Source organism: Pseudomonas sp. efr-133-TYG-23, from assembly GCF_030209215.1.
GTDB classification, from domain to species: Bacteria; Pseudomonadota; Gammaproteobacteria; order Pseudomonadales; family Pseudomonadaceae; genus Aquipseudomonas; species Aquipseudomonas rhodesiae.
In genome coordinates this window covers 112,167-125,337 of record NZ_JARVSL010000013.1, presented here as the reverse complement: position 1 = coordinate 125,337, position 13,171 = coordinate 112,167, and the positions used below count along the sequence as shown (strand labels likewise).

The 13,171-nt window shown below is 61.8% G+C and carries 11 protein-coding genes; 4 read left to right on the top strand and 7 right to left on the bottom strand.

Annotated elements, in window-relative coordinates; translation table 11 throughout:
* Positions 1–82: 82 nt before the first annotated feature.
* The 6 genes from QRN41_RS08345 to gap all read right to left on the bottom strand — a co-directional run bounded on the left by QRN41_RS08345 (position 83) and on the right by gap (position 6,750).
* Entirely contained in the window at positions 83–484 is a 402-nt protein-coding gene (locus tag QRN41_RS08345; protein WP_034100274.1) for a YbaN family protein, read from the bottom strand.
* 147 nt (positions 485–631) lie between these two features.
* Positions 632–1,240: a biliverdin-producing heme oxygenase gene (locus tag QRN41_RS08340; protein WP_034100272.1), complete on the bottom strand. Its 609-nt coding sequence runs from the start codon at positions 1,238–1,240 to the stop codon at positions 632–634.
* A gap of 134 nt (positions 1,241–1,374) precedes the next feature.
* On the bottom strand, positions 1,375–3,939 hold the full coding sequence (locus QRN41_RS08335; RefSeq protein ID WP_167416655.1) for a TonB-dependent receptor: 2,565 nt from the start codon (positions 3,937–3,939) through the stop codon (positions 1,375–1,377).
* Between the two features lie 115 nt (positions 3,940–4,054).
* On the bottom strand, positions 4,055–5,023 hold the full coding sequence (locus QRN41_RS08330; RefSeq protein ID WP_167416656.1) for a FecR family protein: 969 nt from the start codon (positions 5,021–5,023) through the stop codon (positions 4,055–4,057).
* 75 nt (positions 5,024–5,098) lie between these two features.
* Positions 5,099–5,617, bottom strand: coding sequence for an RNA polymerase sigma factor (locus QRN41_RS08325; protein ID WP_034114998.1), 519 nt, complete (start codon positions 5,615–5,617; stop codon positions 5,099–5,101).
* A 131-nt stretch (positions 5,618–5,748) separates the two neighbouring features.
* Positions 5,749–6,750 (bottom strand): type I glyceraldehyde-3-phosphate dehydrogenase, encoded by a 1,002-nt coding sequence (gene gap, locus QRN41_RS08320; protein ID WP_034114997.1) that lies wholly within the window; start codon positions 6,748–6,750, stop codon positions 5,749–5,751.
* Between the two features lie 221 nt (positions 6,751–6,971).
* On the opposite strand from gap, the gene edd reads away from it, so the two are divergent.
* The 4 genes from edd (at position 6,972) to QRN41_RS08300 (ending at position 12,033) form a co-directional block, all read left to right on the top strand.
* Positions 6,972–8,798 carry a phosphogluconate dehydratase gene (gene edd, locus QRN41_RS08315; protein WP_034100262.1) on the top strand — a complete coding sequence of 609 codons (1,827 nt, stop codon included), beginning with the start codon at positions 6,972–6,974 and terminating at the stop codon, positions 8,796–8,798.
* Positions 8,795–9,751, top strand: a complete 957-nt coding sequence (locus QRN41_RS08310) for a glucokinase (protein ID WP_034100260.1) — start codon at positions 8,795–8,797, stop codon at positions 9,749–9,751. Before edd ends, QRN41_RS08310 begins: the two co-directional genes overlap by 4 nt.
* Before the next feature lie 88 nt (positions 9,752–9,839).
* Positions 9,840–10,574 (top strand): response regulator, encoded by a 735-nt coding sequence (locus tag QRN41_RS08305; RefSeq protein WP_034100258.1) that lies wholly within the window; start codon positions 9,840–9,842, stop codon positions 10,572–10,574.
* Positions 10,564–12,033 (top strand): ATP-binding protein, encoded by a 1,470-nt coding sequence (locus QRN41_RS08300; RefSeq protein WP_034139159.1) that lies wholly within the window; start codon positions 10,564–10,566, stop codon positions 12,031–12,033. The genes QRN41_RS08305 and QRN41_RS08300 overlap by 11 nt, the downstream gene beginning before the upstream one ends.
* Before the next feature lie 137 nt (positions 12,034–12,170).
* Here the strand turns inward: QRN41_RS08300 and QRN41_RS08295 are convergent, their stop codons facing one another.
* Positions 12,171–13,100, bottom strand: coding sequence for an AraC family transcriptional regulator (locus tag QRN41_RS08295; RefSeq protein ID WP_034114996.1), 930 nt, complete (start codon positions 13,098–13,100; stop codon positions 12,171–12,173).
* Positions 13,101–13,171: the final 71 nt, after the last annotated feature.

Below are 13,171 nucleotides of genomic sequence, written 5' to 3'. Positions count from 1 at the left end.
GCGCTATGTCTGCAACATCGGCGCAACGGATCGATTCATGAGCAGAAGGCGATAAGCGGTAGGAAAACAACTACAGCCTTTGTTACGCGGGGGCTGGCAGCCTCTCGGGGCGCGACCAGATCCATAGGTTGCCCAGGCTCATGCCGACGATTGCCAGGTACACCGGCCAGCCATGGTCGAGCATCACCAGCATCAGGATCGCGCACAGCAACATGCTCACGGTGGCGCTGATTTTGGCGCGCCGGGCGATGATCTTGCCGTTGCGCCAGTTGAACAGGATGGGTCCGAACAGGCGGTGGTTCTCCAGCCACGCGCTCAGGCGCGGCGAGCTTTTGGTCGCGGCCCAGGCGGCCAGCAGGATGAATTCGGTGGTGGGCAACCCCGGCACCACAATCGCAATCAAGCCGATGCCCAGGCTCACATAAGCCAGCAGGCCGAAGAGGAGCTGGGCGATTTTCGAAGTGGATTGGGTCTGGCGGGTCATGGGATATGCAGATTCGGGAAAAAACAAAGACAAAGGTGGGAGGGGGCTTGGCCTCGATTGCCGTGCATCAGCCAACAAATAGGAAACTGACCCGCCGTCATCGGGGGCAAGCCCCCTCCCACAGTCGATTGCATTTCAAAAGCGAGATCAGGCCAGTTCTGGGGCGCTAGCGTACGCCTGTTCCAGCAAAACGGTGAAGCGTACAAACGCGTCAATCGCGCCTTTTTCCGCTGCCGCTTCTTCTTCGGCGCTCAATTGCAGTGCATCCAGGGTGCGGGTGAAGCTTTTCCAGCCTTCGGCGCGTCCGCCGGCCGGCTCACCCAAATGACGTGCACCAAAGGTGTCGCTCAGGCCCAGGCCCACGGCGCGCTTGATCAGGAACGCAGCGCCCAGCTTGGAACCTTCGGACACAAACAACCAGCCCAGGGCTTCGGCCTTGCTTGGGTTTTTCAGTGCGCCCGGGACTGGGGCTGGCACGTCGGTCTCCAGGTCGGCCAGGTCCAGCCTGGCGGCTTCGGCGCGGCAGCGTTCGGCCAGGTCCGGTACCAGCTTGATCAGCTCGGGATCGGTGTACAGCGCCACCAGTTCCGATTGGAACAGGTATTGCGCCACCACGAACCGCGCGAAGTTGGCCTGGGTCTCGAATGGGGCGTGGGCCTTGACTAGCGCGTCGAGCTTGGCGTGCGGGGCGTGGGTGATCTGGTTCAGGCGCTGGGAGCGCAGGCTTGGGCGTTCTGCGGTAGGGGAAGCGGTCATGAAAAAGTCCTTGATAGGGGGGCGCCGGGTTGTTCTTAAAGAGAGTGGTTATCAACTAGACGAACAAGAAGACGCAGCACAGTAAAAAATCCTCACCTCGCCGCTGACATTTCGGCGAAGTGAGGTCGATGCGGTCAGATATCCCAGATCACATTGACGGCAAAGTTGCGCCCGGGCTGGGTCAGGCGGTCGAGGTTGGCCGGACCGGTCACAGCCGCTTCGCCGACGCTGTCGTAGCTGCGCACGTCATCCCAGTTCCAGTATTTCTTGTCGGTGAGGTTGTAGACGCCGCCGTTGATGGTCACGTCGTCAGTCACTTTGTAGAAGGCCGTCAGGTCGACCACGCCGAATCCTGGGGTTTTGAACGGGCCGCTGGTATCGCCGTCCGGCGCGTGGAAGGTACTGCTGTCAACGCGGTTCTGTTTTTTCACCAGGGTCCAGCTCAACAGGCCACCGTAGTTGTCCTGGTCATAGCCCAGGCCCAATACGCCCTTAAGCGGGTTGACGCTGTTCAGCGGCTCGCCGTTATCGTCGTTGCGGCCGTAGGCATAGGAAACCGCACCCTGGGTATAGAGGCCTTGCGGGGCGCCGAAAGCATCCAGGTTCAGGCGGCCTTTGGCTTCCGCGCCCTTGATGGTGGCGCGCTTGATATTGACCGCCTGGAACTGTTCAACCGTGCCCCCGACGACCGCATTGTCTTCGTCGATAAAGTTGCGGTACTTGTTATAAAACAACGCGATTTCAAAAGAGCCCTCGTCGAACTTGCCGCGAATCCCGGTTTCGACGCCTTTGCTGGTTTCTGGCTTGAGGTCGGGGTTCGGTTCGACCGTGTAGCCCAGATTGAGGTTTTCAAAGCGCCCGTACAGGGCCTTGGCGGACGGTGTACGGAAACCTTCGGCGTATTGGCCGAACCAGGTGTATTGATCGGTCAGGGCGTACGTCAGGCCAAACTTGGGCGTTATACGGTGCCAGGTTTTTTCCTTGTCACTCACCGGGTCCGCGCCGGTCGGGTTGACGGTGTTGAGGAACTCCTGGGTCAGCTTGGGCTTGAGCCGGGTGTAGTCGTAGCGCACGGCCGGCAGGAAGGTCCATTTGTCCCAGGCGATCTGATCCTGGGCGAACAGCGAGTAGGTGTTGATGGTCGGGTCGGGAAAGTCGCTGGACTTCTTCACGCTGTCACTGGCCATTGGGCTGGGCGCGCCGATGGCGGTGCAACCGCTGCCAACGGCCAGGCACGTCGCGCTGCCCTCCCGCGAGCCGGTGACCTTCTGCTGCTTGAGGGTGGTGCCGTAGGTCACTTGGTGATCGGTGGCACCCAGGCTGAATGCTTTGTCTAACTGCGCATCGAAAACCCACTGTTTTTCCTGGTAGAGCGTGTCGCGCGTGCGCAGGACGCGACGGCCTGACTGATAGATCTCGGCAGTGGTCTGGTCGGTCTTGGCGATCTGGTAATTGAGGCTGGTCTTGATGCGATCGGCAATCGGCGACTCAAGCGCGAAGCTGTTTTCCAGGCCGAAACGCTCGCGGGTGATGGTGTCGTTGCCTCGACGATCACGGTACAGGTTGAACCCTCGGCCACCGATGAACGGACCACCCACGGCGTTCTTCAAGTTGACGTCGCGGTCATCCTTGTACTTTTCGTAGGTCAGGCCCAGGCGGTTATCCTCGCCGTAGTTCCACCCGAGCTTGGCCAGTACGTTGGTGGTGCGTGCGTCTTCCGGGTTGGCGCCGGTGCGGGCCAGGCCGGTGGCGTTGTTGCCGTTGTAGGATTCGGTTTCATGGCCGTTGCGCTGGCTCAGGTGCAGCAAACCGTCGACGTCGCCCACGCGGCCGGCGAAGGTGCCGGAGGTTAGCCAGCTCTCGTCGGCGGAGCTGTAGCCGGTCTTCAGGCGCGCACCGACATCCTGGCCGGGCTTGATGATGTCGTCCGGGTCGAGGGTGAAGTAACTCACGGCACCGCCGATGGCGCTGCTGCCGTACAGGGCCGAGGCCGGGCCGCGCAGAATCTCCACGCGCTTGACGATTTCCGGATCGACGTAGTTGCGGCGCGTCTTGGCGTAGGGGCCGTTGAAGAAGTTGTCCGGCACTTCCACGCCGTCCACCTGGGTGAGAATGCGGTCGCCGTCGATGCCGCGGATGTTGAAACCGGCATTGCCCGAACGGGTGCCGGCGCCGCCCACCGAAACCCCAGGTTCATAGCGGGCCAGGTCGCGAATGGTGTTGACGTTCTGGCGGTCGAGTTCCTCGCGCTCGTGCACGCTGACGGTGCTCGGTACGCTGTCGACGTCCTGGGCGTTGCGGGTGGCGCTGATGGTCACCTGTTGCAGGTTGAGGGTGCTGCCGGCGGCGCGTCTCTCTAGAACAATGTTGTTATTGCCCAGTTTGCGATAGCTCAGGTTGGTCCCCACCAACAGCCGATCCAGGGCTTTTTCCGGCGGCAATGGGCCGCGCACGCCCGGAGAGGACACGCCCTGGCCGAGTTCCGCCGGCAGGCCCACTTGCCAGCCAGTCACCGCGGTAAAGGCATTGAGGGCCGAGACCAGCGGCTGTTGTTCGATGCTGAATTGATAATTGCCGTGGCTGCGCGGCGCCGGTTCGGCGGCCGTGGCGCTGACGGCGGGTATGCCGGCCAACAGGATGGCGGCGGTGAGCAAGGACAGAACGGGCGAAGAAGACCGGCGGTTGAAACGAGAGGACATCGAGAGCGCTCCGGGGTACGAATCTTATAGTTGCGAACCTTTCCAAATAGGAATTAGTTGCATTGGCTAAGACGAGACGTACCACCGCTGGCTATCGAGTAAAAATAATTCTCATTTAGTTCAAGATCACCAGCGCGGGGTATTCCGAGAGCGTGGCCGAAGTGATGTGGGCCAGTGAGCGCACAACATCCAGAGGTTGGTCGAGGCGGTAATTACCGGTGACGGCGACACTGGCGAGTTGCTCGTTGGTGTTGACGATCCAGCCGGGGTAGTAGCGACGTAGTTCGGCAAGCACCTCGCTCAAAGGGCAGTTTTCGAAAATCAGCCGGCCCCGCACCCAGGCCAGGTCTTTGTTGGCATCCAGCTTGGCCGGCTGGCCGAAGCCCTTGGGGCCGATGCGGATACTTTCCCCTGCGCTCAGGCGCACCCGGGCGTCGTCGAAGGTGTTGCTCAGGTCCACATCGCCGCGTTGCACCTGCACTTGTGCCTCGCCATCGAGGTAGCGCACGGCGAACGCGGTGTCACTTACGCTGGCGCGCACCGGGCCGGCATCGATTTCCAGGGGCAGGCCATGGGTGGCCGCCACGTCGAAAAACGCTTCGCCCTGATAGAGGCGGGCGATGCGCTGGTGGTTCTGAACGCGGCTGGAAAACGCCGAGTTGGTGTTGAGCAACACGTTGGCGCCTTCGTCCAGTTGCAGGCGCTGACGTTCACCGACCACGGTGAGGTGGTCGGCTTGCAGGCGCATCGGCAGACTGCTGAAGCTGAACAGCCCGATCACCAGCACGGCGGCGGTAGCCAGGGGTTTCCAGTGCGGTTGGATACGGCGCCAGGCGCTGGGTTTGCGCGGCGCGGCCAGGGCCACGGCGGCGCTGTGTACCGGCGCGCCGCCCCAGGCGGCTTGGGCTTTATCGAAGGCGTGAGCATGGGCCGGATCGCGGGCCAGCCAGGCTTGGAACTCAGCCTGCTGGCCGGGCTGCGGGCACTGCAGGGCGATCAGCCAATCGAGGGCCTGGTCCATCGCCGGGTCTTGCAGCACCTCATGCGCCAGCGCTTCGGGGCGCGGGTTATTGGGGTCGGTCACGGGGTTCCTCGGGTCTTCGCCACGTTTTTATTCAATTTTCCTACGGCCTGCGTCGACACTTCTGTGGGATGAAGCTTAAGACTGATCCAGCCGTTCGGCCACACCTACGCAGATGGCCATGATCAATTTCAGTTCCTTCTGCACCGTGCTCAAGGACACACCCAACTGGTCGGCAATCTCCTGATAGCTGCAACCGTGCAGGCGACTGAGGATGAAAATCTGCTGCTGACGCGCGCTCAATTGGCCCAGGCTGACGCTCAGGTGCTCCAGCAGTTGCTCGGCCTGGGTCGCATCCTCGGGGGTGGTGGTGGGGGCGACGACGCTTTGCAGAATCTGCAGCGGTACGTCTTCTTGCAGGGTGCGGGCCTGGATTTTGCGCGCGCGTAGATGATCCAACGCCAGATTGCGCGCTGTTTGATAGACGAAAGGTTCCAGGTGATCGATCGGCCGCTCGTTCAGGGCCCGGGTCACGCGCAGGTAGGTTTCCTGCAGCAAGTCTTCGGCGGTGCTGTGGTTATGCACCATGCGTTGCAGGGTGCGCAGCAGAATCGCCCGTTGAGTGAGGAAGACATGGTTGAAGCGAGATTGGCTCACAGTGACACCAGACCGATAGGCAGTTAATGATAATGCTTATCATCAACGCAAATGGCAAGTGGCTATTCCTCTGTTGCTCAATGCAAAGCCAATGCGGGAGGGAGCTTGCCCCCCCTCCCGCACAACCACCATTACTCGGCGTTGCAGAGTGCCAGGCAGTTATCCAGCATACGGTTGGAGAAGCCCCACTCGTTGTCATACCAGGCGAGCACTTTCAGCAATTTACCGCTGACCTTGGTGTGATTGGCATCGAAGATCGACGACAGCGGGTTGTGGTTGAAGTCACTGGAAACCAGCGGCAGGGTGTTGTAGCCGAGGATCTTGGAGTGCTGGCTGGCGTCCTTGAGCAGCGCGTTGACTTGCTCGGCGGTGGCTTCTTGCTTCAGTTGCACGGTGAGGTCCACCAGGGACACGTTGATTACCGGCACGCGCACGGCCATGCCGGTCAGTTTGCCCGCCAGTTCCGGCAGCACCAGGCCGACCGCTTCGGCAGCGCCGGTCTTGCTTGGGATCATGTTCTGGGTGGCCGAACGCGCGCGGTATGGGTCGGTGTGGTAAACGTCGGTCAGGTTCTGGTCGTTGGTGTAGGCGTGGATCGTGGTCATCAGGCCGCTTTCGATGCCCAGCTCACGGTGCAGCACCTGGGCCACCGGCGCCAGGCAGTTGGTGGTGCACGAAGCGTTGGAGATGATCTGGTGGGATTGGCGCAGAATGTCATGGTTCACGCCGTAGACCACGGTGGCGTCCGCGCCCTTGGCCGGGGCGGAGATGATCACCTTGCGCGCGCCGGCGCTGATATGGGCGGCGGCTTTGGCGCGGTCGGTGAACAGACCGGTGCATTCGAACACCACGTCGATATTCAGCGCGGCCCACGGCAGCTCGGCCGGGTTGCGAATAGCACTGACGGCGATCCGGTCACCGTTGACGGTCAGGCTTTCCTGATCGTGGGCGACCTCTGCATCGAAAGTACCGTGTACGGTATCGAATTTGAGCAAGTGGGCATTGATCGAACTGTCGCCCAGATCATTGATGGCGACGATCTGCAAATCCTGGCGGTAGCCTTGGGTATACAGTGCGCGCAGGACATTGCGGCCGATACGGCCAAAACCATTGATTGCGATACGAAGAGTCATTGGAAAGTGCCTGTCGTCGATTTGTTGTAAGAATTACAAGATTATTCGCATAAAAATAGAAAACAAGCCTTTTTAGTGGCAATATTTTGTTCAATCTACAACGAGTGACCTGAATCAACTGGTCCGATGATCCAAACGACACCCTGCCATCCCATGCGCTGTGGGCGTTTGATCAGCATAGACACTCAGGTCGCCACATCCGTTAGCCTGGAGTTCTACACATGCATCCCCGCGTCCTTGAGGTCACCGAACGGCTTATCGCCCGCAGCCGCGCCACCCGCGAGGCTTACCTTGCGCTCATCCGCGGCGCAGCCAGCGACGGTCCGATGCGCGGTAAGCTGCAATGCGCCAACTTTGCCCATGGCGTGGCTGGTTGCGGCACCGAAGACAAACAGAGCCTGCGCATGATGAATGCCGCCAACGTGGCAATTGTTTCTTCATATAACGACATGCTCTCAGCGCATCAGCCCTACGAACATTTCCCTGAACAAATAAAGAAAGCCCTACGCGAAGTGGGCTCGGTCGGCCAATTCGCCGGCGGCACTCCGGCGATGTGCGACGGCGTGACTCAGGGCGAACCGGGCATGGAGCTGAGCCTGCTCAGTCGTGAAGTCATCGCCATGTCCACGGCGGTGGCGCTGTCCCACAACATGTTCGATGCGGCGCTGATGCTGGGCATCTGCGACAAGATCGTGCCGGGCCTGATGATGGGCGCGCTGCGCTACGGGCATTTGCCGATGATCTTCGTGCCCGGCGGGCCGATGCCGTCGGGCATCTCCAACAAACAGAAAGCCGATGTGCGCCAGCGCTACGCCGAAGGCAAGGCCAGCCGCGAGGAGCTGCTGGAATCGGAGATGCAGTCCTACCACAGCCCCGGCACCTGCACCTTCTACGGCACCGCCAACACCAACCAACTGCTGATGGAAGTGATGGGCCTGCACCTGCCGGGCGCGTCATTCGTCAACCCGTATACACCGCTGCGCGATGCGTTGACCCGCGAAGCCGCGCACCAGGTCACGCGTCTGACCAAGGCCAACGGCAACTTCACGCCGATCGGCGAGATAGTCGACGAAAAATCCATCGTCAACTCCATCGTGGCCCTGAATGCCACCGGCGGCTCCACCAACCACACCCTGCACATGCCGGCCATCGCCATGTCGGCGGGCATCATCCTGACCTGGCAGGACATGGCCGACCTCTCCGAGGTGGTGCCGACTCTGTCCCACGTTTATCCAAACGGCAAAGCCGATATCAACCACTTCCAGGCAGCGGGCGGTATGTCGTTCCTGATCCGTGAGCTGCTGGAAGCCGGCCTGTTGCATGAAGACGTCAACACCGTGGCCGGCAAAGGCCTGAGCCGCTACACCCAGGAACCGTTCCTGGTCGACGGCGAGCTGATCTGGCGCGACGGCCCCATCGAAAGCCTCGACGAAGCCATCCTGCGCCCGGTGGCCCGTGCGTTCTCGCCCGAAGGCGGGCTGCGGGTGATGGAGGGCAACCTCGGTCGTGGCGTAATGAAAGTCTCCGCCGTGGCCCTTGAGCACCAGATCGTCGAAGCGCCGGCGGTGGTGTTCCAGGACCAGCAGGACCTGGCCGACGCGTTCAAGGCCGGCGAGTTGGAAAAAGATTTCGTGGCGGTGATGCGCTTCCAGGGCCCGCGCTCCAATGGCATGCCGGAACTGCACAAAATGACGCCGTTCCTTGGTGTGTTGCAGGACCGTGGTTTCAAAGTGGCGTTGGTAACAGACGGGCGCATGTCCGGCGCGTCGGGTAAGATTCCCGCCGCGATCCATGTAAACCCCGAAGCCCAAAGCGGCGGGCCGCTGGCGCGCGTGCGCGATGGCGATATCATTCGCGTGGATGGCGTCAAAGGCACCCTGGAGCTTAAGGTGGACGCCGAAGAATTTGCAGCGCGAGCGCCTGCCACGGGCCTGTTGGGCAATAACGTGGGGGCCGGTCGCGAGCTGTTTGCATTTATGCGCTTGGCCGCAAGCTCCGCAGAGCAGGGCGCCAGCGCCTTTACCTCTGCCCTGGAGACGCTTAAGTGAAGTTAGCGCTGGTCGGTGACATCGGTGGTACCAACGCCCGTTTCGCGTTGTGGCGGGATCAAGCCCTGCATTCGATCCGCGTGCACGCCACGGCGGATCACGACAGCCCTGAGGCGGCCATCCAGGTCTACCTCAAGGAAGAGGGCCTGAGCGTCGGCGACATCGGCGCGGTGTGCCTGTCAGTGGCGGGGCCGGTGAGTGGCGATGAGTTCAAGTTCACCAACAATCACTGGCGCTTGAGCAAGACCGCATTCTGCAAAACGTTGCAGGTGGATGAACTGCTGCTGGTCAACGATTTCTCGGCCATGGCCCTGGGCATGACGCGCCTGCAACCCGACGAATTCCGCGTGGTTTGCGAAGGCACGCCCGAGCCGTTGCGCCCAGCGGTGGTGATCGGCCCAGGCACCGGGCTGGGGGTCGGCACCTTGCTGGACCTTGGCGCCGGCCGGTTCGCGGCGTTGCCGGGGGAGGGCGGCCATGTCGACCTGCCCCTGAGCAGCCCACGGGAAACCCAGCTGTGGCAGCACATTTACAACGAGATCGGCCACGTTAGCGCCGAAACTGCCTTGAGCGGCGGCGGCTTGCCGCGTCTGTATCGGGCGATTTGTGCGGTGGACGGTCATGTGCCGGTGCTGGACACGCCCGAAGCCATCACGGCGGCAGGCCTGGCCGGCGATCCGATCGCCATGGAAGTATTGGATCAGTTCAGCATCTGGCTGGGTCGTGTGGCCGGTAACAACGTGCTCACCACCGGCGCGCGCGGCGGCGTGTATATCGTGGGCGGGGTGATTCCGAGATTTGCCGACTTCTTTATCCACAGCGGCTTTGCCAAGAGCTTTCGTGACAAAGGCTGCATGAGCGAGTACTTCAACGGTATTCCGGTGTGGCTGGTGACGGCGCCGTATTCTGGCTTGACCGGGGCGGGTGTGGCGTTAGAACAGGCATTTGCTTAGGCAGTGATAGCCACCCACAGCCGTGTGGGAGGGAGCTTGCCCCCGATGAGGCCAGCAACAACACCCCATAACAACAAGGAGGCCCCTCGTGAGCGTTATCAGTAAATCCATTCTCCTGGTCGACGACGACCAGGAAATCCGCGAATTGCTGCAAACCTACCTCAGTCGCGCCGGCTTCCAGGTGCGGGGCGTGGCCGATGGCGCGGGGTTTCGTCAGGCGATGAACGACGCGCCGTGCGATCTGGTGATCCTTGATGTGATGTTGCCGGACGAAGACGGTTTCAGCCTGTGTCGCTGGGTTCGCCAGCACCCGCGCCAGGCGCAGGTGCCGATCATCATGCTCACCGCCAGCTCCGACGAAGCCGACCGCGTGATCGGCCTGGAGCTGGGCGCCGATGACTACATCGGTAAGCCGTTCAGCCCACGTGAGCTGCAAGCGCGGATCAAAGCGCTGTTGCGCCGTTGTCAGTTCGGCCAGGAGCGCAATACCGGCGGCGACGTGGTGGTGTTCGACGAGTGGCGACTGGACATGATCAGCCACCGCCTGTTTCACGTCGATGGCGAAGAAGTGATTCTGTCCGGCGCCGACTTTGCCCTGCTCAAATTGTTTCTCGATCATCCCCAGGAAATTCTCGACCGCGACACCATCGGCAACGCCACCCGTGGCCGCGACCTGATGCCGCTGGACCGTATCGTCGACATGGCGGTCAGCCGTCTGCGCCAACGCCTGCGCGATACCGAAAAGCCTCCACGGCTGATCCGCACCGTGCGCGGCAGCGGCTATCAACTGGCAGCCAACGTGGTTGCCGGCAATGCCCACTGAACCAGTAGCCGAACGTCGCCGCCGCTTTCCGGTGCCACGCTCGCTATTGGGGCGCATGTTGTTGCTCACGTTGCTGGTGGTGCTGTTCGCCCAGGCGCTGTCCAGCGTGATCTGGGTCTCGCAATTGCGCGCTACCCAGCTCGAAGGCCTGGTCACCAGCGCGCGCAGCCTGGCGCATTCGATGACCGCCAGCGTGAGTTACTTCCGTTCCCTGCCGGTGGCCTATCGCCCATTGGTGCTCGACCAACTGCGCAGCATGGGCGGCACTCGCTTTGTGGTGACCCTCAACGATCGCCCCCTCGACATGCAAGTACTGCCTGAAACTCCGCGCAAACAAGCGGTGCTGGTAGCGGTGGATGAAGTGTTGCGCCAGACCCTGGGCGCCGATGTGCATATCTCGGTGGAATTCGTCAGCGCCGAAGACCTGCGGATTTTCAACGCGGGCCTCAAGCTCGATGAATTGCCACGGTCCTGGGCCCATTACGCGCTGACCCTGGAGCCGGTGAACCCGCCAGTGCTGGTGACCCAGATCCAACTGGCGCCCGGCGAATGGCTGTATATCGCTTCGCTGCTGCCCGAACCCTACACCAGCCTCGAAGAACAGGGCCTGCCGTCTCAGCAGGTGTGGTTCATCGTGTTGACCAGCGGCCTTCTATTGCTGTTTATCGGTTTGTTGGTGCACTGGCAGAGCCGGCCCCTCAAGCGCCTGGCGCGGGCGGCACGGGATATGTCCCTGGGCGCCGACGTCGAACCGGTAGCCGAAGGCGGCGGCAGCGAGGTGGTCGAAGTGGGGCGTGCATTCAACGCCATGCGCGAACGCATCAGCCGCTACCTGACCGAGCGCAGCCAGTTGTTCAGTGCAATTTCCCACGACCTGCGCACGCCGATCACACGTCTGCGCCTGCGCGTGGAGCTGCTTGAAGATGAGAACCTGCAAGCCAAGTTCGGTCGCGACCTGGATGAGCTGGAACTGTTGGTCAAGGGCGCGCTGCAATGCGTGAAGGACACCGATATCCACGAGAACATCCAGCCAGTGGACCTCAACCATGTGCTCGAATGCCTGGTGGAGCCCTACGTGGCGCCCAGCGGCAACGGTCGCGTAACCCTGGACGGCATGGCGCTGACGACTTACCCGGGCAAACCGTTGGCGCTCAAGCGCTGCATCGGCAACCTGATCGACAACGCGTTGAAGTACGGGCAAAACGCTCATCTGCATATCGAGGACGATGGCGTGCAGTTCATCCTGCATGTGGACGATGAAGGCCCCGGTGTGCCGGAGCAGCGTCTGGAGCAAGTCTTCGAACCGCACTTTCGCCTCGCCGGCCAGCAACAAGGCTACGGCCTGGGGTTGGGTATCGCACGCAACATCGCCCACAGCCATGGCGGCGAAGTGAGTTTGCAGAACCTGCGCGAGGGCGGCTTGCGCGTCACCCTGCAACTGCCCCGAACCCTGGACTGATAAGACTACCGGACAAATATGGGAGGGGCGGTGCGACGATTCGACTTGCCCCCGATAGCAGTGGCTCAGTCAGCCCATTTGCCGCCGACGCACTGCTATCGAGCACGCCCTCGGCCGCAATGGTTTTCTCTCGTGTGTCAGATGCTTTGGCGCAGCCGCGCCAGATCCCGTAGCGGTGGTGCGCCGAACAAGCGGCTGTACTCGCGGCTGAACTGCGATGGGCTTTCATACCCCACCCGATAGCCTGCCGCCGACGCTTCCAACCCTTCGGCGATCATCAGGCGTCGCGCTTCCTGTAAACGCAGCTGCTTCTGGTACTGCAGCGGGCTCATTGCCGTGATCGCCTTGAAGCGATGGTGCAAGGTCGACACGCTCAGGTTCACTTCCTTGGCAAGGTCATCGATGCGCAGGGGTTGCTCATAGTTGCCGTTGAGCCATTTGATCGCCTGGCTGACTCGATGGCTCTGGCTGTTGGCCACGGCAATTTCATACAGCCGATAGCCCTGCGGCCCACGCAGCAAGCGGTAGAGGATCTCCCGGTTGATCAACGGCGCGAGCATGGCGATATCTTTGGGCGTGTCCAATAAACGCGCCAGGCGCAGCACGGCGTCGAGCAGCTGGGTGTCGATGCGGTCCACGTACATCCCGCGGGAGGTCGGGCGCGTGGGCACGCCCATGGGGCCGGCTTCGGCGATCAGGGCGGTCAACTGGGCCGGGTCGATATTGATACGCACCGACAGGTTCGGGTCCTCGGGTGTGGCGTCGATGATCCGCCCGGCCACCGGCATCGCCACCGAGAACACCAGGTAATTGAGGGGGTCGTAGGCGAAGACCTCGTCGGCCAGGCGCACTTCCTTGCTGCCACTGGCGAGGATGCACAGCGCGGGCTCCACCAGCACCGGCGCGAAATCCCGCGGCGTGTTGTGGCGGTTCATGAACAGCGAAGTAATTGCCGTGCCGTAAGAGCCGTCTTCCCAGGTATGCCGATGCACGATGCTGGCGAGTTCGGCACGCTGTTTTTCCATCTCGGCATCGAGGGGCGGGGAGAGGTGGTCGAGCGACGGCATGGGAGGTCCTCTGGGCGGTGCTTGGATGGAGCTCAGCTTAGTGGCGGCTATTGAAAAAGTGTTAGGTCGAT